This window comes from Parvularcula bermudensis HTCC2503 (assembly GCF_000152825.2).
Taxonomy (GTDB): domain Bacteria; phylum Pseudomonadota; class Alphaproteobacteria; order Caulobacterales; family Parvularculaceae; genus Parvularcula; species Parvularcula bermudensis.
Window position 1 is genome coordinate 89638 of record NC_014414.1, and the last position, 26800, is coordinate 116437.

Sequence of the window (26800 nt, forward strand, 5' to 3'; positions counted from 1 at the left end):
GGAAAAAGCCCCTTTGCGCCAATCGCCAAACGGGCCCAGTCTGTCTCATTGGTAGAAGAGAAGTTCGGGCCCCTGTGTATGTCGTCCTCATACCTATCGTTCTGATTGGTCTGTCGATCGTCATCGCCAGGCGGGGCCTGGTCGCCCCGCTTCTCCGACGCCCGATCACCATCCTCGCGGCGGGATCGGCGGTAGGATTCCTGCTGAATTGGGCGGAAATCAATATCGGCACCAGCGTTCCCATGGCGGTCGCCAGTCGGTTCGTCCTCGGCATGCTGGTTTTCACGGCCGCCCTCCAATGCCGCCTGTCACGTCTGCCCAAAGTCTCCGGGATCGCAACCCGTCTGATTGCGATCTGCTTTCCCCTGACCGTGATCGTTTACTGGATTGCCGGGATTGTCATCGTTCCGGACACCGCCTTTTTGTCGGCCATGGCGGTCGCCATGGCGGTATCCCTCAGCGGTACGCCCACCCCCGCCTCCGCTCTCCTGACGGCGCCGGTCGATCCGCGTCTGGTGGTGAGCAGCCGTGTCGAAGCCGGGGCCATGCTCCCCCTTGTGCTACCGCTGATTATGACGGTCATCGGGATCGGGCTCGACCCCGATCCGCAGCGCGGCTTTTTCGGCAATGCCGCGGTCGCTGCGGTGATGAGCTTTGCGGCGGGGGGCAGTCTGGGCCTCCTGGCCGCGTGGTTTTTCCCCCTCGACAGCGGTGATTTTCCGATCGCGCCCCTCGCCCTTGCCCTTGGGGCCTATGCCTTGGCCCTGATTTTCGGGTTTGAGCCCGTGACGATGATGGCGGCGACCGGCCTTCTTTACGCTGAAGAAGCGGATCTTTCCGCCCCGGTCCGCACCCGCCTCTGGCGGGTCACCGAAAGCGTTGCGACACCCTTTATTCTTGCGCTGTTTGGCCTGGCAGCGGTTCCCTATGCCATTCTCGGCGGGGGGGCGAGCGTCTGGATTCTCGCTCTCATCGCCTTTCTTGTCGCGCGCCGCGCCGCCCGATTCTTCACCCTCAATACCGCTCGACTGGCCGCCCACGAGCGCCAATTCCTCACTTGGTATGGCGGCGCGCCGGGGCATTTAACGGCGCTCGTGGTGACCTATATGGCAGTCGCGGGACTAGGGATCAGCGACCAGGCCTTGTCATTCGGCGTTGCGGTGGTGGTCGTTGGCCTGGTGGTTGGGCGTCTGCTCGACCGCATCCTTATACGGCGGCTCGTGCAACAAACCGCCCTGGCCGAAAAACGCCGATACGGCGTCGCCCTATAGACGCCCTCCCCGGAATTTGTGAATAACGCCGATAATACTGGGGAAAGTTCGGCTCTAGAGAGCCGAATCGCTCTGCAAAGAGTGCACACCTCAACGACCTCTTAACGCTGTCGGTCCACGGAGCGGCACCGGGAAGGAGCCTTTCGGCGATGTCGACGCCTGCCAGCCAGGATCCAGCAAGCGATGACGCGCTCAGCGCCGATGGCGCCCCCCCGCCGCATGAGACGGTCATCCCCCTGACGGCGCCGGAACGATCCTGGTCGACCGCCCCCTTGGCGGAGGAGGCAGAGGGACCCCACGGCGCCCCCTGGACCGGGGCGAGCCGCCGACTTTGGACCAGCGCGAAGATTACCGCGATCGGCCTTGTCCTTCTCTTTCTCATCGGGTGGCCCCTGGGGACTGCCCTTGCCCATTTCCAGGCGACCGGTCTGTGGCGGCTGCGCCTTGGATCGACGATATCCACCCTGCCCTGGCTCCTCACGGTGAGCATTCTTGTGCTCGCGCTGGGCTATGCGGGGGCGATTGCGTTGCGGCTTGAGCGGGCCGCGTCTCGACTCACGGCGGGGATTGCCCGGGGGGGCGATGATATCGGCGCGGCCGCCCGCCACCAGGTCACGGCGCTGAATGACGAGATCGATCGCGCCCTGGCCCGGCTTGCGGACGCAGAGCGTCTGATCCGCCATCAGGTGGCGGCCATCGACAATGCGGGGGCGGCCATCGAAAAGGGGGCAGCGGCGGGCACCCAAAAGCTATCCGAGGAGCGGGAGGCTCTTCTCGCCCTGGCCGAGGATATGAACGCCACGGCCGATCAAGTGGCGGAAAAAATCGCCGAGAAGACCCAGGCGGCCAATGAGGCGCAATCCGCGTCCTCCGCTCAGTGGCAAGCCCAGGAGCGGGAACTCGACCAGCAAATCAAGCGGCTCGAGGCCATTTCCACCGAGAGCTATGCGCGGTTCGAAGCCTTGGCCGACGCCATGGAGGAGCAGCGAGCCACCGATGCGGCCGCACAGCAGGAGGGCCGGGCGGCGGAGACCGAGCGGCGCCACGCTGTCGTTGAGTCCCATGTCGACAAAATCGCTGCCGCCCAGACCGCCTTGAAAGAACAATCAAGCCGCCTTGAAGAGCTTATCGCCGAGCAGCGGGCGCGGGCCGACCGCCTGGCCGCCGCCATCAGTGCCCATGCCGAGCGGCTGGGCACGGTCGACCTCCCGCCGTCTCCCGAAACGACGCCGGACACTGATCAGGGCTGGGCGCCGCGGGCAAAGTCATGGAAGGCGATCCTGACCGGGGTCAAGGCACAGCAGGAGATGCCGTCGGAATCCCTTTCCCTCCCGCCCCCCCCTAGCGCCCCCCTCGCCCTTGAGACCGAAGAGCCGGCGCCGCCGGCGGCCCCCTCGCCCCCCCAAGACGACCCCGCCCCCGTCGCGGCGGATCTGTTGGAACGCTGTCTCCTCCGGGCGCAGAATTACAGTCTCGCCCTGCAAACCCAGCTATTCGGCTCCCCCTCGAAAGATGATTTGCGCCGCTTTGAGAAAGGGGAGCGGCATCTGTTCGCCAAAATGCTGAATGCCCGGGACAAGACCTTGCTGAAAGCGCGCATCACGGCGGAACTCGACAGCAATAACGTCTTCCGTGGCCGCAGCCTCGCGTTTTTAAGAGACTTCAGCCTTCTGGTCGAAGCCCTGCCGGAGGCGGCGGGAAATCCCGACATCGTCGAAAGCTATCTCAACACGCCCCTCGGCCAGCTCTATGTCCTGATCGGCTCCCTATTGGACGCGCGCCGGGGCGGCGCCAACGGCCTCGGCGATGAGGTCGAGCGACCAGGAGATGACGTCGTCTGAGGCATCGATGGCAACGCGATTGAGCGCTTCGACCGCCCCCTCTCGCCCCCGCCCTTCGATGGGGATCGTCCTGTCGATGATCCGTGTGCCAAGGGTTCCCCCCTGCGCATCGACCAGCCGCGCCCCAAAGCTGAGCCGGGCGGCTTCGGGCGATACCGTTCGATCAAGATAGAAAGCGCGGAGATCGGTCTTGAGCTCGAAATCTGCGCCGACCGGCAGATCGGAACGATCGCCCACCGCCGTCAGGGCCCCAACATTCTCAAAGCGGCGTTCAAGATAGGTCCGAAACAGGACGGGAACTCGGTCGGTCCATTCGGATCCGTCAAGATACTCGAACTGATACGGCGCCGTTTTCACGGCGACATTAAAGGTGTTGAGGACGGCCTCTGCATCCGGGTCGGCAATCACGAGCGTGGCATCGATCGGCCGAGAGGTCATTTCGACAGGTATATCGACGTCAAGGGTAACCCGGGGGGGCAAATCAGCGGCATCCGGCAGGATACTGACGCAGCCGGCAAGGGCGGCGGCGGCAGCGGGGAAGAGCAAAAAACGGTTCACGAACACAATGATCACCTTGCTGTAGGTCGGCCTTCGCCAACAAAGAATGCCGCCGGATTACGATCGAATTCGAGCAAGATTGCCTGGGTCGTATCGACCAGCCGGCTGGCTTTGTTCACCATTGCAACAGCCGCGCCGAGTCCTTCGCGGGTGAAGCTCCTGATCGCGCCCCGGTTCTCTTCGAGGACCTCGCGCATCTCGACAATCAACTCTTGCAGATCGACCGCCGCATCGGCGAAAGCCTCGGTGGCTTGGCGAACATCGCCGTCAACGACCGTTTCAACATCGGCCAAGACTGCATCGAGGCGGGCCGACGCGGCGCTGATATTCTCCGCCGCCACCCGCATCTCGGTGCTGACCGCAGCGGCATTGTCGATGATAAGGCCGATCTCGTTTTCGCGGTCGGCGAAGATGTCGGTCAGACTTTCGACATCGGCGAGCACCCGCCCCACCGCTTCGGCATTGCGCTGACTGATCAGGCGCTGAAGGTTCAACGCCAGCTCCCCTGAGGATTCAAGGACCGCCGCGACACCGCCGAGATTGGCATCGATAGTCGGGATCCGCTCGGGACTGACATTCTGCAAGAGAGGCGCTTCGGGCGATCCGCCGGTAAACTGGATAACGGCAAGGCCGGTCACCCCAGCCAGTTCCAGCTCAACCCCGGTATCGGTCTTAACAGGGGTGCCCTGATCAACCCGAACGAGGGCGAGAGAGCGATTTGGATTCTCCTGATCGAGTTCGAGGGACGCGACCTCTCCCACAGGGATCCCGTTGAATAGAACATTGGCGCCTTCTTGCAGCCCGGAGATCTTTTGCGTGAAGATAATCCGGTACTCATCATATTCGCTCCGCGCAGAGCCGAGCCAGAGGGTGAACAGGACCGTCAGGACGATCCCCCCCAGCATGAAGGCACCGATCAAGACATAATGTGCTCTGGTTTCCATGGGTCTTTCCCTCCTAAGCGTCCAGGCCGGGACGGGTCGGGGTGGCTGATGACTGGGGGGTGCTGAGAAACGCGGCGCGCCCCCGGGGGCCGCTGAAATAGTCCTTGATCCAGGGGTGATCGAGGGCGCTGACTTCGCTGATCGGGCCGGTGGCGATCACCTTTTTTTCGGCCAGAACAGCGATCCGGTCGCAATCCCGGTAGAGACTGTCGAGATCATGGGTAACCATGAAGACGGTGAGGCCAAGACTGTCGCGCAGCCCCAGTATCAATTCGTCGAACTTTGCGGCGCCGATCGGGTCGAGACCCGCTGTCGGCTCGTCGAGGAAGAGAATGTCAGGGTCAAGAGCGAGCGCCCGCGCCAAAGCGGCGCGTTTGCGCATCCCGCCGGAGAGCTCGCTTGGATATTTTCCCCCGGCCGACATATCGAGACCGGCCATGGAGATCTTCATCGCGGCGATTTCCTGAGCCAGCCGATCGGAAATCGACAAATGTTCTCTGAGCGGCGCCATGACATTCTGGGCGACGGTCATGGAAGAGAAGAGCGCCCCGTCCTGAAACAAGATCCCAATCCGCTGCGTCAGCAACGCCTGCGCTTCCTCGGTCAGACGCGTCACATCCTTGCCAAGAAGCTGGATCGTTCCCCCCTGGGGTGACCGCAGCCCGACAATGGCCCGCAAGAGAACCGACTTCCCCGTCCCCGAGCCCCCTACGACCCCGAGAATCTCCCCCCGGCGCACATCGAGATCCAATTGGTCGTGGACGCGGAATGGGCCGAACTGGTTGACCAATCCCCGCACTGAAATCACCAGGTCGCTTTGCTCCGCCATCATATGTCGAGCTCCAAGAACAGCATCGCAAATAGGGCATCGAGCAGGATGACGAGAAACAGCGATTGGACAACGGCCATGGTCGTGCGACGGCCGAGTTCTTCAGCGGAATTTTCGACGCTCATCCCATGGTAACAGCCGACCACCGCGATAACGAAGGCGAAGAACGGCGCCTTGACCAAACCGACAAAGAGATTTTCGACGGTCACAATCTCTTGGAGGCGCCCGATAAAGAGCTGTGGCGGAATGTCGAGGGCGAGCCATCCGACCACCCCGCCGCCGAGAAGGCCCAAAAACCCCGCCAGGAAGGCAAGGACCGGGAGGGTCAATACCAGAGCGATCGTGCGCGGGAGGATCAAGGCATCAAGGGGGCTAATCCCCAGGGCCCGCATCGCGTCGATTTCCTCACGGAGTTTCATCGAGCCGATCGAGGCGGTAAATGCGCTCCCCGATCGGCCGGCAATCAGGATCGCCGTCAACAGAACACCGAACTCCCGAAGGACCGAAATGCCCACCAGTTCGACGGAGAAGACCTCCGCGCCGAATTCCGAAAGAACCCGGGCCCCCATAAACGCCACCACGGCGCCGATCAGAAATGACATCAGGCCGACGATAAGCGTCGAATTCAGGCCGGCTTCCTCCATATGGGCGACCGTTGCGGTCAGCCGGAAGCGGGCAGGCGACATGATCGTCCCGGCCAGGCGCGCGACGACGGATCCGACAAAACTTAAAATCGCCAGCCCCTCATTGCCGACAGCGATCGTCCCCTGGCCCACCCGGTTCAGCAGGAGAATGAAGGATTTCCGCCGGGGCGGATCCCCCTCGCAATCGGCGATATGCGCCGCCATGCGCTCCATCAATTCGTGCTGGGGGTCGGTCATGCCGGTCAGCGTGGCAATGGCTTGCGGTCGTCCTTCGCCCATGCATCGATGGCGCAGACGCTGGAGCATCAGCGCGCCTGCGGTGTCCAGCGCCTCGATTTGCGAAAGGTCGATTTCGGCGAGATCTTCGCGCGGACCGAAATTCAAGGCTCTGATCTTTGAATCAATTTTCGTCAGGCCCCCACGAAGGGTCCATTCGCCTTTGGGGATGAAGCGTTTTTCAGTGGCTGACCCCGACAGATCGAAACTCGCTATCGTCATTGCCTTCACTAACTTAGGGCGGACCCGCACATCGTATCCTATTCACCATGACACAGGAGCCTGAACGGGGTCTGAAGACGAGCGAAATCGTGCCAAACCATTGCTGTAGCGGCCAGTGACGTGCGATGGGCCTTATCCGCGGCATGCGTGTTTTAACCTTATTGAAGTAGGACGGCCGAATGCTCGAACAACGGCTCCAGCAACGGCTTCGTCTCCTGGCCATCCCGGCCTTCACCTTGGTCGGGATTTTGGCGTTGACCGCCTTACTCTCCTCCCGGATGCACGGCGTGCAGCCGCGGGAAACCTTTTTCGACCTCTTCTTACAGGCCGCCCCCGCGCCGCTTGAGCAAGCCGAAACGATCGCCCTGATCGATATCGACCAGGCCAGTCTCGATAATTTAGGGCCCTGGCCCTGGCCGCGAACCGCCATCGCCCGATTGGTCGCCGCCGCCGAGCGCGCCGGCGCGCGGTCGGTCACTGTCGCCCTCCCCCTAGAGGGGCGCGACCCCCTATCACCGGACAATCTTGCCGCCTTTCTGCCGCGCAACGAGGAAAACGGAGATACCATCCGCCAATTGCAGGCCATGCCGACAACCGATGCAGCCCTTGGCGCGGCGGCCCGGGCCCTCCCCACCGCCGTCAGCGCCGGGGCCGGGGCGCGGTCCTGGATCGGCTGGCAACGCGCCGACTTTGAGGGCACCCCCTGGCTTCGCGCCATAGACAATGACGGGCGCTCAGGGCTTGCCCTGCCGATTGCCCCTCTCTCCGCGGGGATCGAGCGTGCCCTGACCGACACCTCCGCACCGGTGGTCGGTACCTGGCTCAAAGACAGTGATGGGCAGGTCCGGCGGCTCCCTCTCTTATGGGCCACGGCCCAGGGCCCCATGCCTGCGACGGCGCTCGCCCCCTTTGCCTTATCGGGGGGCGTAGCGGTGGATCTCGCCGCCACCCGGCGGGAGACCGGCGCGCCCCCCCCGACCGCCCTGACCGTCGGCGGGGCGAACAAGATCCTCCTCGGTCCGAAGGTGGACCTTCGCTATTGGCCCGGACGCACTGACACCCTCGATACCGTCCCCGCCTGGCGGGTCCTCGAAGGCGGGGCGCAATGGTCGACGATGCTACGGGATCGTGATGTCTTTATCGGGGAGAGTGTCACCAGCGACGGCGTGGCCCAAACCCCGTGGGGGGAGATCAGCTTCGCCCATCTTCATGCCCATATGGCCCGCCAGATCGTCGCCGGCGATGTCCCCATACGGCCGGTGGTCAGCGGGGTCACGGAATTCGTCCTGACCCTTCTGGCCGGGGCGATCACGATCGCCGCCGCGATCTTTGCCCGCCCCCTCGCCGCCATCATTGTCAGCGTGGTGGTCGCCCTTCTGTCCGTCGTCGTCTTCCTCTGGATCTTTAGTGAAACCGGCCGACTGTTCGACCCAAGCTTCATTATTGGCGCGGCCCTTGGCGCCCCTCTGGTCATCTTTATCGTCGTGGTCGGCAATATCTTGATGCGTGACGATGCCCTGCGCGGTGCCTTTCACGGCAATCTGCCGCCGGCGACGATGGAGCGTTTACAGAAATCGACGAGCGGTCCCTTGCTCAACGGGGTACGCCGTGAAGTGGTGGTTCTGTCCTGCGGCTTCCGCCTGCCCGAGGGCCTTGAAGCAAAGTTTCATGCCCGTCCTGATGATTTCGTCCGGTTCTGCGGCGCTGCGAACGATGCCCTAAGGCGGACGATCCTTAGCCATGGCGGTACCGTCGATTTCGCCGAAAACGGGCGACTGATGGGATATTGGAACGTTCCCGAAGTCCTGCCGCATCCCATCGAGAAGGCCTGCGCCTGTGCGCTCGCCATGATCGACGAGATGAACAATCTGACGGAAAATGTGCAGACCGCGGCCTTTGCCGCAGGCGGACTATTGAGCGATACCGAAATGAGTTTCGCGGATGCCAGTGTCGAAGTCGGCATTGCCGTCGGTGAATGCTTTGCCGGACCGATCGGACTTGGCACCCGCAATCGCTATGGCGTTGTTGGCCCGGCCGTCACCATTGCGCGTCAATTGCGGAGCCGCTCTGGATTTTACGGTCCCGCCATCGTGACCGATGATCGTATATTTGAGGCGCTGCGGCATCATTATGCCTTTCTCGACCTCGATGTGCTGCGCTTCTCCGAGGACGATACGGCGCACACGATCTATGGTCTGGTGGGCAATCCTTTCCTCAAAGCCTCCAAAGCGTTTCGGGAGCTTGCCGACGTGCAGCGTGAGATGGTCGGCGCCTGGCGCCTCGGGGAGTACGCAAAGACAACGATCCACCTGCAACGGTTACGCGGCTTTCCCGGCGTGCCGGATGGGTATGTCGAGCGCTTCGACGCTCGCTTAGCCCAGGCGAGAGGCCAGCGGCGGAGCCTGGACCGCGGAGACCATATCGAATGCCTCAAAGCATGACCCTGCGGCTCTGCTCGACCGGCCCAGGGCTTGAGGATAGGCTTGAGGATGGATCCACCGCCTAGAACCTTATCAGGTCTATCGGCTGCGAGAGGCGCCTCTGGACCTTTAGGTTGATCGCATTGTCGTCACCCGAACCGGTGCCCCCTTCGCCAGCAAATGCTCAAGAGAAGTCTTGGGGGGTCAGATCACGAAAGCGTGCACGACCGCGCCCACCGCGCAGGGCCCTTCTTCTCCCTTGCGAGGCTCGCGAGGGCGTCAGGCTATATGGGGAAAGCCCTCGACAGCGTCAGCGCTGACCGCTTGTCGTTCCGGGCTGGGCGTAAACAGTCCGATCGCCGGTCTCCGCCACGCGAAGGGCGACCAGATCCGCCATCTGAGAAAGGTCGCTGATGGTCTGGCTATAGGCATCGCGCAGGTCGCGAATCAGCGCCGGTGACACATCCGCCCCCTCCCGCTCAAGCACTTCGAGCGAGGACACATAAAGCCGACGACAAAGCCGGGCGTCGCCGATCGCCCGCTCCACCGCCGCAATATCCGCCGGCAGGGGCAGGATCGCGTCGGCGGTCTGGCGACTGACCTCCACCACCCGGCGAGCATCCGACAACGATTTGTCAGCGTCCATCACGACGGCCTCAACAGGATCCTCATGGGAGATCTGAATGGCGTCGACATAGGCGTCGATCGCGGCTTGTCGTCCAATCTCTGCGTCGGTTCCGAAAACAAAGGACACAAACCCGCTACCGGATACATCTTGCCACGGATGATCGGCCAGTTCTTCGGTCGCGGCCTTGAGCGCCAAATGCTCCGACGCGGCGCGCGAAAGGGCCGTCTTATTGGTCTCATAGCCGGGCACGGCGACCTTGACCGAAGCACAGGCAGAGAGGGCAAAGACGGGAGACAGAGTGATGAGAAGTCGGCCGAGCGATCTTCCTTTCCCCTCACGCATATGCCTACTACGCCTCACAAGCCCAATAATCCTCAACTGCCACATCATTACTCAGGCGTGAACCTGAGAAGTTACTGATTTCTGACCCTTAGGGAGAGTATGACTGCTCAGATGGTGCAACGCAAACTCTATCCACCCCATGATCCCATTGAACGCGGCCGTCTCCGCGTCTCCGCCCTCCACGAAATCTATTACGAGGTGAGTGGTCATCCCGCCGGGCGCCCCGTCGTGGTTTGCCATGGCGGGCCGGGCGGGGGCTCTACCCCCTCAATGCGGCGATTTTTCGACCCCCATCGGTACCGAATTGTGTTGTTCGACCAGCGAGGATGCGGGCGCTCGACGCCCCATGCGGAATTGCGGGACAATACAACCTGGGACCTCGTCTCGGATATGGAGGCCTTGCGCGCCCATTTAGGCATTGATCGATGGCAGGTCTTTGGCGGATCCTGGGGGTCGACGCTGGCCCTGGCCTATGCCCTTACCCACCCCGACCGTGTGAGGGAGCTGGTGCTCCGGGGGATCTTCACGCTGCGGCGCGCCGAACTCCTTTGGTTCTATCAGGAGGGCGCCAATTGGCTCTTTCCCGAAGGCTGGCAAGCCTTTCTCGCCCCGATCCCTGAGGAGGAACGCGGTGATATGATGGCCGCTTATTACCGACGTCTGACCGGATCGGATCGCGCCACCCAGATCACGGCTGCCAAAGCGTGGTCGGTCTGGGAGGGCTCAACGGTATCGCTTCGCCCCTCGCCTGAGCGGATGGCGGGCTTCTCGGCGGAGACCTTCGCCCTCGCCTTCGCCCGGATTGAATGCCACTATTTCGTCAATGGGGGATTTTTCGCGCAGGACGACTGGATCCTCGACCAAGCGCCTCGGCTCGCTGAGCTGCCCGGCGTCATTGTGCAAGGCCGATACGACGTCGTCACGCCCATGCGCACCGCGTGGGAGCTGCATCGCCGATGGCCGGGCAGTGAGCTCGACATCGCTCCAGAGGCGGGTCATGCCGCCAGCGAGCCGGGGATTGTCGATCGCCTGATCCGCGCCACAGACCGGTTTGCCGATCTCGACGCCTAGGGGCCCTCACCGCCCGTGGGGGCACAAGGCCTCAATCGAGCAGCGGGACGATAATCGCCCCATACAACAGAACGAGGCCCACGGCGATCGGCGCCACCCACCGCACCAATGTCTGCCACAGCGCAAAAGTGCTGTCATTATCGAAGCGCAATTCTTCCTTTGCGGCGGAGGTGGAAATCGCCCACCCCGCGAAGAGCGCCGTAATCATGCCGACAAAGGGCTGAAGAACTGTCGTGGCGAGGGCATCGATCGCATCAAGGAAGTTCATGCCCTGAAAGAGCGGGATCGCATCGAGGGGAGACCAATCATTGAAAAAGGTCGCCGCTACGGTCTGGGGCACCTGGCTCAGCGCGTGACCGATCCCGATCAGAAAGGCGAGCCCCCCAAGACAGATCGCCCCGATAACCCGCCGACGTGCCTTTTGAGCAGGCGGGACATCGTAATCTCCATCGGCCCATGACACCGAGGTTTCGAGCAGCGCGATGGCCGAGGTCAGGGCGGCAAACAGCGCCATGACAAAGAACGCCAGGCCGAACAGGCTGCCGAAAGGCATGAGGTGGAACGCGCGCGGCACCGTGACGAATAGGAGGCCAAGGCCGGGATCGTTGTCCCCCATCACATCGGCACTGAGCACCGGAGAAGCAAAAACGATCGGAAATAAGGCGAGCCCGGCAATCAGTGCCACCGCCGTATCGGCTGTGGCAACGATCTGCGAGGAGCTCTTAATGTCCGTCTCACGGCTGAGATAGGTCCCGTAGGTCAACATCATCGCGGCGCCGAGGCTGAGAGAGAAAAAGGCTTGCCCCACCGCCCTCAACAGGGTCGAGCCGGTCAGTTGGCTAAAATCGGGGGTGAAAAGGAAAGTAAGAGCCTGCATCGCCTCCCCCGTCACGAGACTGAACGTCGTCAGGCCAAGCAGTAGCACGAAAAAGATCGGCATCATGACATTGGCCGCCGCCTCGATCCCGCTTTTCACCCCACGGGAGAGAATGAACACGGTCGCCGCCATGAACAGCGCGTGCAGAACGATCATCCGGCCCGGCTGGCTGAGAAGCTTTGGAAGGATCCCGCCGATCTCCTCATCGCTCTGCCCTTCGAAAGCGGGGGCGGTCAGCGCGACAGGGCCCTCCGCGACGAACCGACCGCCAATATCGACGGCGAACACCTGGATGAAGTGCAAAATCCAGCCGGCCAGGACGGAATAATAGCTGACGATCAAAAAGCTCGCCAGGATACCGAGGATTGGGAAAATCACCCATGCCCGAGTGCGTCCCTCGGTCCTGGCCAGACGGCTGACCGCCGCAATGGCAGAGCCGCCGCCGCGCCGACCGATCATGAACTCAGCAATAAGAACGGGCACCCCGATAAACAGGATCGTGGCCAGATAGACGAAGATAAAGGCGCCCCCGCCGGAATCCCCTGCGACATAGGGAAAGCGCACGAGATTCCCAAGTCCGACCGCCGAGCCCACCGCCGCAAGGATGAAAGCGGCCCGTCCTGACCAATTCTCGTTACTCTGTCCGGTCCCAGCTACTGCCATTCGATCGAATTCCTTTACTCAGCGCCAACGCTCGTCTCGAGAGAATTAGCCGTTCTTTTACGCCGCTTAGCAATACTCGCGAGGTCATCAATCGCGGATAGACGGCGAAGCCGACGGAGAATGTCAATCTATGACGACGGAACAGCACGCGGTCATCGACGAGGACCAGCTTGGTGGCCTGGCCGAAGTGGCCGGGACAGAAGCCGTCCAAGCCATTCTGGACGCCTTTTGGTCGTCGACAGAAGAATTATCCACGGAGCTGTCGACAGCTTTGCACGATGCCGATGCGGAAAACGCCATTAAACTCGGCCATGCCCTTAAGGGATCGTCGGCAAATGTCGGCGCCGCGGCGATGGCCGCCCGGGCCAAGGCCATCGAATTGGCAGCGCGCGAGGGCGAGCTTGATGTGGCGCAAAAAGCGTTCATCGAATTCGCCAAGGACATCAATGCAACCCGTCTCGCCATGGACAATTTGCTGATCCGCTACGGGTGACGCCGCCGGATTAGGGATGGATGAGACGGTCGGTCTTCCAGCCCCGGGTCCGCAAGGTATCTTGATCGCGGTCAATCCAGGTCGAAAGAACAAGACCAAAGCCGCCCATCATCGCCAGCATGACCGTGCCCCCATAGGACACAAGCGGTAGGGGCACCCCCACCACGGGGGCGAGCCCCATGACCATGCCTGTATTCACCAGGACATAAAGGACAAGGGTCACCCCGATACCAAGGCTCATCAGGCGGCCGAAATGACTGCGCGCCGATCGGGCGACATGCACGGTCAGGAGGAAAACGGCCAAATACGCCCCCAACAGGAGAAGCGCCCCCCGCAGACCGAATTCCTCTCCGAAAATCGTAAAGATAAAATCCGTGTGCTTTTCGGGCAGGAACCCAAGCTGACTCTGCGTCCCCTCAAGCATCCCCTTGCCCTCGACACCGCCCGACCCGATGGCGATCTTCGATTGGTTGGCGTGGAAATTGGCGCCCAAAGGATCGTAGGTAGGATCAAGAAAAGCGGTCACCCGCTCCCACTGATACGCCTTGACGAGACCGGTCTGGATCCCCCCCGCAATACCGAAGAATGCCGCGAAAACGCCCACCAAAATGTATCGCCAGCTCAGCCCGGCGAGGAGAATCATCGCGACCCCGGAAAACCCGATCAGCAACGCCGTGCCGAGGTCAGGTTGAATAAAGACAAGCCCCACGGGGACAGCAATCATCCCCAAGGGCGCGAGAAGACCGCTGATCGTGGAGACGCGCTCGAATTCGAGCCCGTGATAGTACCGGGCCAGGGCCATGACGAGGGCGATCTTCATCATCTCCGAGGGCTGTAGGCGAAACCCGCCAATGGCGATCCATCGCTGCGAGCCATTCACCACTTCGCCGAAAACCGGCACCATCAGCAAGAGAACGATCCCGGCGGCATAGAGGGGATAGGCAAGGGAGAGCCACACCCGCAACGGGATCATCGCGACAATGAACAGCCCACCAGCCCCAATAAAATAGCGGATCAAATGGGTCTTGGCATATTCATCCATGTCGCCAAGAGACACGGAATAAAGCGTGAGAACCCCCGCCCCGGCCAGCCCGGTCAGCACCAGGATCAGCGGCCAGTGCAACCGGGCGATACGCGGGCCCAGCTCAACAAGGGAGCGGCGACCAAGGCTTGGCATGGATTGAAAGACGCCCATCATGTCTCTCTCAGTCCAGCCATACGGCGCTGGATGACCGCACCGGGCTCATAGAGGTCATGCTTGGACGGATTACCAGGATCCTTATCCAGCACCGCTCGCATAAGGTCGCGCGCCCGCGGTGCGGCTGACCGGGACCCCGAGCCGCCATGTTCGACCACAACGCTGATGGCGTAACGCGGGCTTTCAACCGGGGCAAAGGCAATGAAGAGCGCGTGGTCACGCTCGTTCCACGGCAATTGGTAGTTTGAGAATGGCTGCCCGGTTTGCGGATTGATCCGTAGGCTTCGGACTTGGCTGGTCCCGGTTTTGCCCGCCATACGGTAGTCGGGCAGCAGTCGCGATCGCGCCGCCGTCCCCCACCGGTTCACCACCGCATCAAGACCATCGCGTACCGCGGCGAGATGCGAAGCTTCCACCCCGATATCCTCGAAATCTTGAACGGGAACGGAGTCGGTCGCGACCCCACGGACGATCCGCGGCATGACCCGTTTGCCTGAGGCGATCCGTGCACTCATCACCGCGAGTTGAAGCGGAGTTGCAGTGGTCGCCCCCTGACCGATGGCCACCGAAAGGGTTTCGCCGGGGAACCATGTCTGGTTCGCCGGATTTGTCCGATAGCGGGTTCTCTTCCATTCCGTACTGGGAACGATTCCGCTCTTTTCATTCTGCAAGCCGATATCGAATGTCTGCCCCAGACCAAACCGCTGGGCGACATCGGCAATCTGATCGATCCCAAGGCGAGCGCCCATATTATAGTAATAGACATCGCAGGAGTGCTGGAGCGACCCGACCAGGTCGACCGAGCCGTGCCCTTCACGCTTCCAACAACGAAAGCGCTGCCCCCCGTAATAGTAATAGCCAGGACACCGGAACCGGGTTGTGGGAGAGATCCCCGCTTCGAGGGCCGCAATCGCGGTAATCGCCTTGAAGGTCGACCCGGGGGGATAGACCCCAGAGACCGGCTTTGAGATGAGCGGATTTTGGGGGGAGGTCGATAATTCCCGCAAAGTGGCAGGATCGACATCGGTGGCGAAAAGATTGGGGTCGAAAGCAGGCGTCGAGGCGAGGGCCAGAATATCTCCCGTGACAATATCGAGGACAACCGCGGCACCGCTGGCGGCGCTAGGCCGCTCGGTCCCTTCAGGATATTCCTCATAGTCCGCCGACATGATCTCCATCGCCTTGGCCTGGATCTCATCGTCAATCGTCAGGGCAAGAACTTTTCCAGGGACTTGCGGCCGTCCACGCTCATCCTCCTCGGCAAGAACGCGCCCAGCAGCGGTCACCTCAATCGTTTGCGACCCCGCCTCTCCCCGCAGCACCTCGTCATAACTCCGCTCAAGCCCGTTCTTTCCAAGGCGAAATCCCGGCTGGAGGTAGAGAAGGCGCTCTGTCCGTTCTGAGACCCCGGCGAGGTCCTGGGCCGTCGCGGCCCCGACATGTCCGAGGAAAGGCGCAACCACCTCCCCATCGGGGTAATAGCGGCTTTCCCCAACCTCCGACGAAATCCCCTTCAGGCGAGAAGAATGATAATTGACGGCGGCATATTGTTCCCAGGTCACATCGTCGCGAACAGTAATCGGCACGAAGGGCTGATTGCGCGTCCGCTCGACCTCACGCAGCGCCGCTTTGATTTCCTCATCCGACAGCGGAATAAGCGCCGCAAGATTGACCAGCGCCGTCCGTTCATTCTCCGCTTCCTCAGGGATCAGCAGAATTCGGAAGTTCTGCCGGTTGGTGGCCAACACCTTGCCATAGCGATCGACGATATCACCGCGACCCGGCACCACAATTCGCTGCTTGAACCGATTATTGTCCGCCTTCGCTGCGAATTCATCGTATCTTTTCACCTGCAGATCCCACAGACGATAGACGATGCCTCCGAAAAGCGCCGTCACTCCCCCGGTGACCAGGGTGGCTCTGCGGGTAAAGGTCATCTGCCGCTGGGTATCGAACGGTTCAACTTTCACGCGGGACTTGGTCCTCTCTCGGAACGGCGGACTGTCAAAAAGACGTAGGCGCAAGCGGGGTACATTAGGATCGTCACCAGGAGCTGAACCGCCAGAGGCCGCACAGGCAAAACCTCCGCAAAGACGAGGGAGCTCAGCCCCCAGAGGATCGCCCCCACCGCCGCGACGAGCATCGCGAATAAGACCGCAATGACGCGATGGAGACGCCCTTTCAGATAATCATGCTGGGCGAGCACCGCATAATGAAGAGATAGAAACACGGTCGCCCAAAGGCCCAAGGGACTGGCGAACAAGAGATCCTGCAACAGACCGGCGGCAAAGGTGATCGGGGCGGGCAGCGCATTCGGTGCATAGGCGGCGTACAGGAAAATCACGATGAACGGCGCCAGAGGCAGCGGGACACTATGTCCGAAGACCTTGAGAGGCGTAATCATCAACAGAACGGCCGAAAATAATATCAGCCCGGGGGCCGCAGCCGTGAGGAGCCGACTGAGAAGACCGCGCTCGTCACCCATCATCGGCCTCCGGCGGACGGCCAGAGAGGATTTCCTCAAGCTCGACATCGCTGGGGAAGGCGTAATCGACCACCCGCACCAAATCCGGGGTCGTAAAATTGCCGAACAGCTCGACCCGAGGCCGCCCCTTGCCGTCGCGTCCTGCGGTAACGACGCCCACCGGCAAGCCGCGGGGCAGCATTCCATCCGCGCCGGAGGTCACGACTCGGCTGCCGGGGGGCACGCGCTCAATATCAGCGTCGGCAAAGACATCAAGGACCGGATCCCCTGCGGAACGTCCGGCAAGGATTGCCTGAACCTCGACTTCTTCGATGAACACCGGCAGTCGACTTTGCTGATCTGTGAGCAAGAGGACCCGCGCGGCGGACCGGCCCGCGGACACCACATGCCCCACCATGCCGCCATCGTCGACGACGGCCAGCCCCAGCTTGACCCCGTCATTGCGCCCCGCGCTCAAGATCAGCGATCGATCAAACGGCCCCTGGCTCTCACCGATGACGCTGGCATCGACGAAGGTCGCAGGCGTTGGCAGCTTGGTATCGAGCAAGCTCTCATAATACGCCAATTGCCGCCTAAGGGTTCGCGATTCCTCCATCCATACCCGCAATTCGGCGTTTTCCTCGCGGAGGCGCTTATTCTCCGCATAGATCCGAAAATAATCTTCGATATTCCCGATCCGAGAGGAGAGCCAGCGGCTCGGCGCCCCGAAAATACTGACGACCGGCTCGGCGATATCGAGCACCGTCTCCCGCGCGCGCTCGAACACACTCGCCTGCGCGCCAAAAAAACTCGATAGGGTCATCGTCGCGGACAACGCCAGAAGGAAGACAATCCCGTATCTCTTGGGGCGCCCTCTGACGCCCGCCCCTTCTCGGCGCAATTCGGTGTATACGGTCATGACAAGGCCTTTGCGGCGAAGGGAATGTCACACCACGACATTTCCGATGATTAGGCGGCTTCCGGCCCTCGTTTCAAGACGGCAGGGATTAGCCGGCCGAGGCGAATATCGATTGCCGCTTATTTTCCTCAAGGACCTTACCGGTGCCGAGAGCAACGCAAGAGAGCGGATCTTCGGCGATCGATACCGGCAAGCCGGTTTCCTCCCGCAGGACCGCATCGAGATTTTTCAAAAGAGCTCCCCCGCCGGTTAGCATAATCCCGGTATCGACGATATCCGCCGCCAGTTCCGGCGGAGTCGCCTCAAGCGCAACTTTGACGGCTTCAAGGATCTGCCCGACCGGCTCCTTCAGCGCGTCGGCCACCTGCGAGGCGGTGACCCGCACCTCTTTCGGCACCCCATGCATCAGATCCCGGCCCTTGATCTGAATGGACTTTCCGTCGCTTTCTTTATCCGCCCGCGCCGAGCCGATCTCGACTTTGATTCGCTCGGCGGAGGCTTCGCCGATCAGGAGATTATATTCTCGCCGGACATAGCTGACGATCGCCTCGTCCATCGTATCGCCGCCGACCCGAACCGAGCGAGAATAGACAATGCCGTCGAGGGACAGAACCGCGACCTCTGTGGTGCCCCCGCCAATATCCACGACCATTGAGCCGGTCGCTTCGGAGACCGGCAAATTCGCCCCATAGGCCGCGGCCATCGGTTCCTCGATAAGATCGACCCGGCGCGCCCCTGCGGACAGGGCCGATTCCATGATGGCCCGCCGTTCAACCGCCGTGGCGCCCGACGGCACGCAAATCACGATCCGTGGACTGGCAAAGGCCCGCCGATTGTGCACCTTACGGATGAAATGGCTGATCATCGCCTCGGCGACCTCGAAATCGGCGATCACGCCGTCCCGCATCGGACGGATCGCCTCGATCGCGCCGGGGGTGCGCCCCAGCATTTCCTTGGCCTCGTTCCCCACCGCGCGGACAATCTTACGGCCGTTTCGGTGTTCAATGGCCACGACCGAGGGTTCGTTGAGGACCACGCCCCGCCCCTTTACGTAAACGAGGGTATTCGCGGTCCCCAGATCGATCGCCATGTCGGCGGACAATAATCCAAAGAATGAAGAGAGCATCGAGTTTTGCGATCCTTCACAGCCAGCATGCGGACCGTCCTGGGCGCAGTACCCTTGCGTCCACCGCGCCGGGTCTTCGCATACATCGCCTCAAGACGGGTTAACCGTTCAGCCTGCAATTGCCCCTAGCCGTCCAGCCCTTGCAATGTCGACTGCCGCAAGCGCCGGAAAATAACGCGAACAACCAATAAAAAGCCCAGCCACGCCAGCAATAACAGGCCGATGGTCAATAAGTCCCTCGGATCTCGGCTTTGAAAGAACCCCAATAATTCGTCGACCTGCTCGGTGAAGACCGAGAGGAAGAGGATCTTCGGGGCAATCCCTATTCCCGTCCCCAGCCAAAACTTCCAGATCGCAATATGCGCCGCCCCGCAGATCGCATTGATCACGATAAAGGGGGCGGAGGGGGTGACCCTGATGAACATACTGGCCAATAATCCATGCTGGCGCACGACCTCGATCATCGTTGCCGCCCGCCCGGCACTCAATTTTCTGACGAACCGTCCGCCGAACACCAATCCCAGAACGAAGGTCAGCGTGGCTGAGCACATGGTGGCGATCCAGCTGTTGAGGGCCCCCGTCACCGGCCCGAACACGGCCACGGTTCCCGCGATCAGAAGGGTCTGCGGAAATCCCACCAGGGCGAGCGCGCTAAAAACCGCGATGACCCCTATGAGGGCAAACGGACTCGCCGCGACCCTATTCATGATCTGGTTGAGGCTAGACTGATCAATCCCCAGCCAGTCGGCGCCGAATACGATCAAAACGGCAATGATCGCGATCAGCAGCAAGGTGACCAAGAGGGAGCTAAGGGCCCGCGCATCCATATTATTGAAGAAATGCGCAAGTTTCTGGAACAGCGTGACCATTGGGCCCCCGGGGAAGAAAACAACACTCAACACAAAGCCGCCCACCGGCTCTTCCAAGACGGGCCGATACCAGCGGAAGCTCTGCACGGACAGACCCGCCCGCGCGATGCGTCCTACTCCGTCTCCTGGCGCGAGGTCGAGAGCGCCGGATCAGGCTCCCGGGAATTCGCCCCGCCGAACGGTTCAAATAGGCGCCGCAAAATCCCCGGTGTCAGGGCCGCCGCCGAATTCACATCGATACGCACCTCATCGAATTCCCCCGTCACCCTGTAGGCAATGGCGAACATCCCCTCCCCCTCCCGCGAAATGAAGAGGTCTCCGATCCCTGGAATTTTCCCCGCAAGACTGTTGACGGGATAGGCCGGGACAACCGACCCGAAGAGCGCGACCTCCTCCTCGCGGAAATCGACCTGACCGCCGGCCGTAAGGCCAAGGGAGGAGCCGGTCATGCGCGTTTCGGAGAGGGAAAGCATCCCTTCGGCGAGGCTGAGCTGTCCCACCAATCCGTCAAAGGCGATCCCCTCTCCGTTGAGGATATTTTCGAGCCCATCGAGGGAGGCGATCGACAATAGCCGTGCCACCGTGGGCGCCCGGCGCAGGATGAGATCCCCCGTGCGGAACTCGCCATAAAGGCCGCCCTCGGCGGGGAGGGTGGCCTCAAAAGCGGCCGCCGCCCCCCAGACCGATTCGATCCCGAAGAGCCCCCGGAGCAATTGGCCGAAATCGGAGGTCTCAACCATCAATTTTGCGTCCTGCCCCTCACCGGCGGGGGCCAGTCGACTGGCGAACGTCCCCTCTCCAAGGCGACCATCGGCGATAAGGCGCTCGACCCGCTCACCATCGAACAGCCCCGATACGGTAAGATCATGGAGAGCGGTCCCGGCCTTCAGATCGACTTTATCAACATTGAGATCGAGGCTGACTTTTCCGGGCAGGCCAATCGTTCGCCGAGGGCGGCCGGACAGGCGCCGCCCAATCAACGGGGTCGCGTCGACATACCGGCCCTCCGCTTCGATCACCAGGCCATCTTCGATCCGCTCGGCCCGCAGCGCTAAATCCGCCGCCCCTGCAATCCACAGCCGGGTGAGTTTGAGATCGTCCAGCCCCCCGGTCGGCCCCATGCGCAATTGTCCTTCGGCGATCGCGCCGGGGGTTTTGAGGCTGAAATCCTCGATCGACAGCGCCCGTGACCCCGCGTCCTCCGGTCCGCGGGCGACGGACAGGTCGATCGTCCCCCCCTCGCCCGCCGCTTTGAAGATTGTCCCGTCCGGCCATAGGAGCGTGGCGCGCTTGAGATCGGCCCCGATCGTCAAATGATCGAAAGCCGTATGTTGACCGTATCCTTCAATTCTTGTGATCACCTCGCCGCGGACAAAGCGACGCAAAGCCAGCCCGAAGCTCTCCCCCGCGCTGGCCGACAGACGCATTGAGGCGTCAAGGGTTCTGAGGCTGCCCGCGGCAAACCCGCGATGCCAGCGAAATTGCGTCGGCATGCCGTCGGTCTCGACATCCCCCGCGATGGTCAATCCCTCGGGGGCCAGCGTGACGGTGCCCTCCCCGCCGCTCACGCGGACGCCCGCGAAAATGTCAGGATAGGAAAGATCGCTGAACACCCCGCTGCCGGAGAATCGATAATCTTCGATAGGGACAAAGACCTTCATGGGGCGGACAATTTCGAGATCGAACCGCGTCTGTCCGCCGAAATTGCGCGGCACATAGCCGGCCGTGGTGAGGAACCGTTGCGGCGCCTTATCGACTTCGCTGAGGACATCTCTCAAGGACCCCTCGATCTGCACGGCAAAGGTCGCGGGCGCCTCCCTCGGGATCAGTTGCGGGATGTCGACACTGCCGCCGGTCACCCGCGCGGCCCCCAACCGCCCCGAAAACGCCTCGAAGAGAAGTCGGTTATCGTGAATCCGAAAGCGACCGGAGAGATCGGTGATCGGGCTCATCGTTGGGACATGCCGTACCGTCGTATCGTCCGTCCTGAAGGAGAGATCGACAACGGCCTGATCGGGTGTGGGCGGATAGGCGGCGGTCATGGCAATATCGGTCACCGTGCCGGCCAATATGTTGGCCTGCGCCCAGCGTCGAACGCCATCGGCGGCCGGGAGGGGCCAGGCCCTTAAGATATCCTGCGGGGAGAGGGGGCCGGGGATCCCCGCCTCGGCCGCCACCCGGAGCGGCGCGTCTTGGGGGAGGGAAACCTCGACATTGCCGGTCAGGACAGATCCTAAAACCCCCGCCTTAAGGGTGGTCACGGACAACAGCCGATCGGTCCAATCATAGGTGCCCATGAGGCGCACCGCCTCAAGCGCGAGGGGCCCCTCCAAATAGGCATCGGCGGTGATATCCACCTTCGGCGCGCTCAGGGCGAAACGGTGAGCCGCGCCCCCCTCCAGCGGGGTGAGGCTGCCGGCAAACCGGCCCTGCCCCAAGGGACTGACAACACGAAGATCCAAGATTTCCATCCGTCGCTCGCCGGGGGTGGCGACCCCCACAAGACCGATCTCGTCAAAGGGGAATTGCCGATCCTGCGCCGTGAGGGTCCCGTCATGAAGGCGGAGGTCGATGTGTGTCGTCGCCGGCTGCCCTGGGCGGGGAAGCGAGGCGTCGATCTCGCCATTGAGGGTGCCCGACACGGCAACCGGCAGATCTCGGCCGATCAATTGCTCGATCGCCTCATTGGCAACGACCCGATCGAGCTCCAGCCGCACCGAGCCGTAACCGTCAGGCCCCAACAGATCCGCCCGTAGACGGGCCGCGCCGCCCCCCTCAAAGGGGATATCCATGCTCAGCGCCGGCGATCGCCCATCGACCGAGAGGCGCAGATCCCCCGACAGGGTCCCCGCAAGGCCCGCCTCGGCCGTCCCATAATCAACCCGGAAATCGCGAAACAACGCCCGATCAAAGTGTCCGCCAAGCCGATCCCACAGGGTCATCACGCGGCCAAGGGCTTCCACAAGGTTGAGGGAGGGGCCCGCCCGCTCACCGCCGAGGGATACCTGCCCCCCATCGACGATGAGATCGCTGATCGCCACCTGCCCCCCGATCAGGGCCCGAACATCAAGCGCTATGGTCGCGTTCGGAACACTCAGACGGGTGCCCGTCCCGGTGGTAAAATCAAGCCGTTCGGCCTTCAGGCTCAATAAGGTGACGGCATCTTCGTCATGTATCAGGCGCAGAGCTTCGAAGGCCAAATCGGACTCCGGCATGGCGGCGCTGAGGGCGCCTCTGATCGGCCCCTCAAAGGGCGCGAGGGACACCCCGTCCCCTGAGAGGGTCTTCGCCGTGAGAATGACAAGTCCGACGACGCCGCCAAAGATCAGAGCAAGACTACGACCGAGCCGACAGAAATGATGAGTGAGGCGCTGGCCCATTCCGATGTCGTTATCCTCTCCGGTCCGCCTCGGTACAGCATTGTTGTTATTTTCTCACTTCTAGGCTGGAGGATCACCACCGCCCAAGCCCTGCGCCGCATTACAAATGCGATGGTTGTCGCTAAACACCCGCGGGCAACCGGGATGGTGATGCCCTCACCCCCCAGAAAGTGGAGGATTATCATGGTCGAGATCGGAAACGCCGCACCATCGTTTGAATTACCATCGGAGAATGGTAATGTTTCTCTAAGCGATTTCAAAGGGAAGTGGCTGGTTCTTTATTTTTATCCAAAAGATGACACGTCAGGCTGCACCAAGGAAGCGATCGGCTTCTCCGAGCAATTGGATGCCTTTCGCGAGGCCGGGGCTGAGGTCTTGGGCGTCTCCAAAGATTCTGTCGCAAAGCATCAAAAATTTCGGGAAAAGCACGACCTGACCGTGCCCCTCGCCTCCGATGAAGGCGGGGACATAATCGACCTCTATGGCGTGTGGGTCGAGAAGAGCATGTATGGCAAGACCTATATGGGCATTGAGCGCGCCACCTTTCTGATCGACCCCGAGGGCGTGGTCCGAGAAATATGGCGTAAGGTCCGTGTCCCGGGGCATGTCGACAAGGTGCTCAAAGCGCTCACCGATCATGCAGGATGAAAGGCGGCGGCGTCTTGCCGCCGTACTACTGACCTCGGACCCGCTCCTTAAGGTCGAACGGGCCCTTGCTGGGGTCGAGACAACGGATATTGACGGCCAGGCCGAGGGTCGGGACAGCGACCCTGCCGACCTCGACCCATGGCCATTGCCGGCCCGTCGAGCCCGTCCACCTCTATTGGATCCCGCTGACATGCCCAAAAGGGGGAGCGGCTCCGACCGGGGGCGCGCCGCGCTCTTGCATGCCATCGCCCATATTGAGATCAATGCCATCGACCTGGCCGCCGATATGGCCGGGCGCTTCACGCCAACTTTGCCCGCCGCAGACAGGCAGGCATTCCTCGATGACTGGACGGCGGTCATGATGGACGAGGCCCGGCATTTCCGTCTCCTTACGGAAAGATTGGTCGCATACGGCGTCAGCTACGGCGATCTCCCCGCCCATTCCGGCCTGTTCGATGCCGCCCTCAGGACACGGGATGACGTCGCTGCCCGTTTAGCGGTGGCCCCCTTGGTCCTGGAGGCGCGTGGCCTCGATGTGACCCCGGCGATGATCAATCGCCTGCGCCGGGCAGGCGATACGGAAAGTGCGCGGGTCCTTGAGGAGATCTATGAGGACGAGATCGGGCATGTTGCCGCAGGGGTGCGATGGTTCGAGCGGGTTTGTGCGCATCGGGGCCTCGCGCCCGCGACCGCCTTCCGTGATTTGGTGGCGGCATATTACGGCCCCGGCCTCAAAAAGCCCTTCAATCAAGAGGGGCGGCGGCGGTCGGGATTCCCGGTGACGTGGTATGACGCGCCCGAGTTGCAGAAGTCATTTACCACTTCATCCTAAACCGCGGAGAAACGTGACCAAAAGTTTCAACACCGTTTAATGAAATTCCGGTACGACTGCCTTGGAAGTCTTGCGCCAGCCGCCCATTGTGTGTGTTATTGTAACAGTCAGGGTAAATGGGTTCTGGCCTGCTTTTTGTGTACCGATTGAGGTACGCATCAGTCGCCAGCCTACGGGGGCCAAATAATGGGCCGAGATTCAGGCCGAATGGGTCGCAAGATCGGACGTTTTTTCCGTGAGCGGCAGATTTATCATCGTTCTGAAGGCGTCGTTCGCTTTATCAAGCTGTCGGCGCGCACTCAAATCGCCATGGCGACCATTCTGGGCACGGCCCTGCTCTGGGTCGCCTATGCGTCGGTCAATGTCGTCTTTAAGGAACAGATCATCGTCGCCAAGGATCAGGAGCGACGGGATCAAGAAGCGGCCTATCGGCGGCGATTGCAGACCGCCGAAGGCGCCTATGAAGAAATCCAAGCCCTCAATTACGCCTATGAGCGGGAATTCGACGCGGCCATCACCGGCCTGACCCGCGAATATGAAGCCCTCAGATCCTTAGTCGAGAACAAGGCGGCCGTGGATCGTCGTTTCCAGGCCCTGGCCGAGAACCTCTCCGCCGCGGGCGCCCCCGGGGGAACCCGTCGTCAGTCGACCAATCGCTTGATGATCGATCCGGTCGGTCGCGAACCGACGCCAAGGCAATCCCGCATTTCCGCCCTGCGGGAGGAGGCACTGAATTCCGTTCAGGGGAACAGGGTCGCCGCCGGGATCGACGATGCGGTGTTGCAGCGGGTACGCCAGGACTCCGCCGCCCTTTCCGCCCGCCAAGTGGTGCTGATGGCCAGCCTCGAAGAAGATATGCGGCGGGCTATTCGCGAGCGTCAGCGTATTTTGGGACATACCGGGGTCGACCTCTCCCCGATGGTCTCTTCCGTTCGGCAATCCACTGCCGACGCCCAATATTCCGCTGTCGCGCCGGCCCCCACTGATGACGGCAGCTTTATCGGGCAAGGGGGGCCGTTCATTCCCGCCGATCTCGGGAGTGACGCGTCCCCAACCGACCCCACGGCTTATTTTCGCAGTGCCGCGCGGGTCCACGATACCTTCACCGAGCTGGTGACCCTTAACGAAGCCCTGTCCGCCGTCCCGCTCTCTCAACCGCTCAAAGTGCCTCACCGCATGACGTCCCGTTTCGGGATCCGGTGGGATCCGATGCGTCGCAATGTCAGGGCCGCCCATAAGGGCCTCGATTTCGCCGCCCCGCGGAACAGCCCCCTTTTGGCGACCGCGCCTGGTAAGGTCACTTTTGCCGGCTGGCGCAGTGGGTTTGGACGGACCGTCGAAATCGACCATGGCAACGGGTTCAAAACGCGCTTCGCCCATATGAACCGCATTAAGGTCAAAGCGGGGGATGTCGTTGAGTTGCACGATGTCGTCGGCCTTATGGGCAGCACCGGCCGGTCGACAGGGACCCACCTGCACTACGAAATTCACTATCGGGGACGGCAGGTTGATCCCCTGAAATTTATCGAGGCGGGACGGTATGTTTTCGAGAGTTAAGAGTCAGCGCCGGGCGCAGGAGCCCTCGTCCCTTCCTGACGAGGTACCCGACCCCTCCCAGCCGTCGCGTAAAGCCTCCGCCAAGCCAAAGACCCAGCGTACCAATCGTGGCCCCAGCGTCCCCTCGATCATCAGCGGCGATATGGCCATTCGCGGTGTCATCGAGAGCACCGGAGAGGTGCAATATGACGGGCAACTCGAAGGCGATATCCACGCAAAGACACTGATCGTGGGGGACGGGGCCAGCGTCGAAGGGGAAATCACCGCTGAAAAGGTGCGGATTTCCGGCACGGTCAAAGGGGCGATCAAGGCGATCGAGGTCGAAATGGCCAATACCGCCATCGTCACCGGTGACATCACTCACAAATCGCTGATGATCGAAAGCGGCGCCCGCTTCGAAGGGAAATGTCAGTATAGCGATGAGCCGCTCGGCACGGTGACACCGCAACTGGCACTCTCAAGTCCGCCTGCGGACAATGCCCAGCCGACGGAAGCCGGGGGCACACGGCCATCACTGGCGGCGCCCGATACCAATCGTCTTGAGAGCGCAGCGCCGCCGCGCCGTCGTCCCACGCCGCTGACCAGCGGGACGACGACCCAGGGCAGCCAACGGCAATTTGTCAAACGTCCAACCAACGCGGCAACGCTGCGCTAACCCGCCCGATTGCCTCACGACTGATGAATCGCCGAGGGGATCACTCCTCAGGCGAGGCGCCAGCGACCATGAG

At 61.9% G+C, this 26800-nt stretch carries 22 protein-coding genes; 9 read left to right on the plus strand and 13 right to left on the minus strand.

The window, feature by feature from the left end; genetic code table 11:
• Positions 1-74 precede the first annotated feature (74 nt).
• Both PB2503_RS00445 and PB2503_RS00450 read left to right on the plus strand, forming a co-directional pair.
• Positions 75-1271 carry a cation:proton antiporter gene (locus PB2503_RS00445; RefSeq protein ID WP_013299244.1) on the plus strand — a complete coding sequence of 399 codons (1197 nt, stop codon included), beginning with the start codon at positions 75-77 and terminating at the stop codon, positions 1269-1271.
• Positions 1272-1420: 149 nt separating this feature from the next.
• The gene (locus PB2503_RS00450; RefSeq protein WP_013299245.1) at positions 1421-3112 is read left to right on the plus strand and encodes a coiled-coil domain-containing protein; all 1692 of its coding nucleotides are present in this window, start codon (positions 1421-1423) and stop codon (positions 3110-3112) included.
• Here the strand turns inward: PB2503_RS00450 and PB2503_RS00455 are convergent.
• From PB2503_RS00455 to PB2503_RS00470, 4 genes are read right to left on the minus strand one after another with little or no spacing between them, the layout of a single operon-like run.
• Positions 3038-3676 (minus strand): ABC-type transport auxiliary lipoprotein family protein, encoded by a 639-nt coding sequence (locus PB2503_RS00455; RefSeq protein WP_148235138.1) that lies wholly within the window; start codon positions 3674-3676, stop codon positions 3038-3040. The two genes, PB2503_RS00450 and PB2503_RS00455, sit on opposite strands and share 75 nt — an antisense overlap.
• Positions 3677-3681: 5 nt before the next feature.
• Positions 3682-4614, minus strand: coding sequence for an MlaD family protein (locus tag PB2503_RS13605; RefSeq protein ID WP_013299247.1), 933 nt, complete (start codon positions 4612-4614; stop codon positions 3682-3684).
• A 13-nt stretch (positions 4615-4627) separates the two neighbouring features.
• On the minus strand, positions 4628-5446 hold the full coding sequence (locus tag PB2503_RS00465; RefSeq protein WP_013299248.1) for an ABC transporter ATP-binding protein: 819 nt from the start codon (positions 5444-5446) through the stop codon (positions 4628-4630).
• Entirely contained in the window at positions 5443-6585 is a 1143-nt protein-coding gene (locus PB2503_RS00470) for an MlaE family ABC transporter permease (RefSeq protein WP_013299249.1), read from the minus strand. Before PB2503_RS00470 ends, PB2503_RS00465 begins: the two co-directional genes overlap by 4 nt.
• A 179-nt stretch (positions 6586-6764) precedes the next feature.
• Between PB2503_RS00470 and PB2503_RS00475 the strand changes: the two genes are divergently transcribed.
• Positions 6765-9026, plus strand: coding sequence for a CHASE2 domain-containing protein (locus PB2503_RS00475; protein ID WP_013299250.1), 2262 nt, complete (start codon positions 6765-6767; stop codon positions 9024-9026).
• A 289-nt stretch (positions 9027-9315) separates the two neighbouring features.
• Here the strand turns inward: PB2503_RS00475 and PB2503_RS00480 are convergent, their stop codons facing one another.
• Positions 9316-9975, minus strand: coding sequence for a hypothetical protein (locus PB2503_RS00480; RefSeq protein ID WP_013299251.1), 660 nt, complete (start codon positions 9973-9975; stop codon positions 9316-9318).
• Between the two features lie 99 nt (positions 9976-10074).
• On the opposite strand from PB2503_RS00480, the gene pip reads away from it, so the two are divergent.
• Positions 10075-11046, plus strand: coding sequence for a prolyl aminopeptidase (gene pip / locus PB2503_RS00485; RefSeq protein WP_041534839.1), 972 nt, complete (start codon positions 10075-10077; stop codon positions 11044-11046).
• 31 nt (positions 11047-11077) lie between these two features.
• Here the strand turns inward: pip and PB2503_RS00490 are convergent, their stop codons facing one another.
• The gene (locus PB2503_RS00490; protein WP_013299253.1) at positions 11078-12586 is read right to left on the minus strand and encodes a sodium-dependent transporter; all 1509 of its coding nucleotides are present in this window, start codon (positions 12584-12586) and stop codon (positions 11078-11080) included.
• 130 nt (positions 12587-12716) lie between these two features.
• Between PB2503_RS00490 and PB2503_RS00495 the strand changes: the two genes are divergently transcribed.
• A complete protein-coding gene (locus tag PB2503_RS00495) occupies positions 12717-13079 on the plus strand; it encodes an Hpt domain-containing protein (protein ID WP_013299254.1) in 363 nt (120 codons plus the stop codon).
• A gap of 10 nt (positions 13080-13089) precedes the next feature.
• Here PB2503_RS00495 and rodA read toward each other — a convergent pair whose 3' ends face one another.
• The 7 genes from rodA to PB2503_RS00530 form a co-directional block, all read right to left on the minus strand.
• Positions 13090-14277, minus strand: coding sequence for a rod shape-determining protein RodA (rodA, locus tag PB2503_RS00500; protein ID WP_202944388.1), 1188 nt, complete (start codon positions 14275-14277; stop codon positions 13090-13092).
• A complete protein-coding gene (mrdA, locus tag PB2503_RS00505) occupies positions 14274-16247 on the minus strand; it encodes a penicillin-binding protein 2 (protein WP_013299256.1) in 1974 nt (657 codons plus the stop codon). The genes rodA and mrdA overlap by 4 nt, the downstream gene beginning before the upstream one ends.
• The gene (gene mreD / locus PB2503_RS00510) at positions 16244-16765 is read right to left on the minus strand and encodes a rod shape-determining protein MreD (protein ID WP_148235139.1); all 522 of its coding nucleotides are present in this window, start codon (positions 16763-16765) and stop codon (positions 16244-16246) included. Before mreD ends, mrdA begins: the two co-directional genes overlap by 4 nt.
• Positions 16755-17660: a rod shape-determining protein MreC gene (gene mreC / locus PB2503_RS00515; protein ID WP_013299258.1), complete on the minus strand. Its 906-nt coding sequence runs from the start codon at positions 17658-17660 to the stop codon at positions 16755-16757. Before mreC ends, mreD begins: the two co-directional genes overlap by 11 nt.
• An 88-nt stretch (positions 17661-17748) precedes the next feature.
• Positions 17749-18786: a rod shape-determining protein gene (locus PB2503_RS00520; protein WP_013299259.1), complete on the minus strand. Its 1038-nt coding sequence runs from the start codon at positions 18784-18786 to the stop codon at positions 17749-17751.
• A gap of 125 nt (positions 18787-18911) precedes the next feature.
• Entirely contained in the window at positions 18912-19742 is an 831-nt protein-coding gene (locus PB2503_RS13610) for a TVP38/TMEM64 family protein (protein WP_148235140.1), read from the minus strand.
• Positions 19743-19768: 26 nt separating this feature from the next.
• The gene (locus tag PB2503_RS00530; protein WP_013299261.1) at positions 19769-23035 is read right to left on the minus strand and encodes a YhdP family protein; all 3267 of its coding nucleotides are present in this window, start codon (positions 23033-23035) and stop codon (positions 19769-19771) included.
• A gap of 183 nt (positions 23036-23218) precedes the next feature.
• Between PB2503_RS00530 and PB2503_RS00535 the strand changes: the two genes are divergently transcribed.
• The 4 genes from PB2503_RS00535 to PB2503_RS00550 all read left to right on the plus strand — a co-directional run bounded on the left by PB2503_RS00535 (position 23219) and on the right by PB2503_RS00550 (position 26727).
• Positions 23219-23683, plus strand: coding sequence for a peroxiredoxin (locus PB2503_RS00535; protein ID WP_041534840.1), 465 nt, complete (start codon positions 23219-23221; stop codon positions 23681-23683).
• Positions 23673-24515 carry a ferritin-like domain-containing protein gene (locus PB2503_RS00540; RefSeq protein WP_013299263.1) on the plus strand — a complete coding sequence of 281 codons (843 nt, stop codon included), beginning with the start codon at positions 23673-23675 and terminating at the stop codon, positions 24513-24515. The genes PB2503_RS00535 and PB2503_RS00540 overlap by 11 nt, the downstream gene beginning before the upstream one ends.
• A 207-nt stretch (positions 24516-24722) precedes the next feature.
• On the plus strand, positions 24723-26072 hold the full coding sequence (locus PB2503_RS13615; RefSeq protein ID WP_013299264.1) for a M23 family metallopeptidase: 1350 nt from the start codon (positions 24723-24725) through the stop codon (positions 26070-26072).
• Positions 26056-26727: a bactofilin family protein gene (locus tag PB2503_RS00550; protein WP_013299265.1), complete on the plus strand. Its 672-nt coding sequence runs from the start codon at positions 26056-26058 to the stop codon at positions 26725-26727. Before PB2503_RS13615 ends, PB2503_RS00550 begins: the two co-directional genes overlap by 17 nt.
• Positions 26728-26800: the final 73 nt, after the last annotated feature.

What these genes read in the sequence shown, in the direction of transcription:
- PB2503_RS00450 (WP_013299245.1), top strand. Translation starts at nt 1,421, where the DNA reads ATGTCGACGCCTGCCAGCCAGGATCCAGCAAGCGATGACGCGCTCAGC.
- PB2503_RS13605 (WP_013299247.1), bottom strand. Translation starts at nt 4,614, where the DNA reads ATGGAAACCAGAGCACATTATGTCTTGATCGGTGCCTTCATGCTGGGG.
- PB2503_RS00465 (WP_013299248.1), bottom strand. Translation starts at nt 5,446, where the DNA reads ATGATGGCGGAGCAAAGCGACCTGGTGATTTCAGTGCGGGGATTGGTC.
- PB2503_RS00470 (WP_013299249.1), bottom strand. Translation starts at nt 6,585, where the DNA reads ATGACGATAGCGAGTTTCGATCTGTCGGGGTCAGCCACTGAAAAACGC.
- PB2503_RS00475 (WP_013299250.1), top strand. Translation starts at nt 6,765, where the DNA reads ATGCTCGAACAACGGCTCCAGCAACGGCTTCGTCTCCTGGCCATCCCG.
- PB2503_RS00480 (WP_013299251.1), bottom strand. Translation starts at nt 9,975, where the DNA reads ATGCGTGAGGGGAAAGGAAGATCGCTCGGCCGACTTCTCATCACTCTG.
- pip (WP_041534839.1), top strand. Translation starts at nt 10,075, where the DNA reads ATGACTGCTCAGATGGTGCAACGCAAACTCTATCCACCCCATGATCCC.
- PB2503_RS00490 (WP_013299253.1), bottom strand. Translation starts at nt 12,586, where the DNA reads ATGGCAGTAGCTGGGACCGGACAGAGTAACGAGAATTGGTCAGGACGG.
- PB2503_RS00495 (WP_013299254.1), top strand. Translation starts at nt 12,717, where the DNA reads ATGACGACGGAACAGCACGCGGTCATCGACGAGGACCAGCTTGGTGGC.
- rodA (WP_202944388.1), bottom strand. Translation starts at nt 14,277, where the DNA reads ATGATGGGCGTCTTTCAATCCATGCCAAGCCTTGGTCGCCGCTCCCTT.
- mreD (WP_148235139.1), bottom strand. Translation starts at nt 16,765, where the DNA reads ATGATGGGTGACGAGCGCGGTCTTCTCAGTCGGCTCCTCACGGCTGCG.
- mreC (WP_013299258.1), bottom strand. Translation starts at nt 17,660, where the DNA reads ATGACCGTATACACCGAATTGCGCCGAGAAGGGGCGGGCGTCAGAGGG.
- PB2503_RS00520 (WP_013299259.1), bottom strand. Translation starts at nt 18,786, where the DNA reads ATGCTCTCTTCATTCTTTGGATTATTGTCCGCCGACATGGCGATCGAT.
- PB2503_RS00530 (WP_013299261.1), bottom strand. Translation starts at nt 23,035, where the DNA reads ATGGGCCAGCGCCTCACTCATCATTTCTGTCGGCTCGGTCGTAGTCTT.
- PB2503_RS00535 (WP_041534840.1), top strand. Translation starts at nt 23,219, where the DNA reads ATGGTCGAGATCGGAAACGCCGCACCATCGTTTGAATTACCATCGGAG.
- PB2503_RS00540 (WP_013299263.1), top strand. Translation starts at nt 23,673, where the DNA reads ATGCAGGATGAAAGGCGGCGGCGTCTTGCCGCCGTACTACTGACCTCG.
- PB2503_RS13615 (WP_013299264.1), top strand. Translation starts at nt 24,723, where the DNA reads ATGGGTCGCAAGATCGGACGTTTTTTCCGTGAGCGGCAGATTTATCAT.
- PB2503_RS00550 (WP_013299265.1), top strand. Translation starts at nt 26,056, where the DNA reads ATGTTTTCGAGAGTTAAGAGTCAGCGCCGGGCGCAGGAGCCCTCGTCC.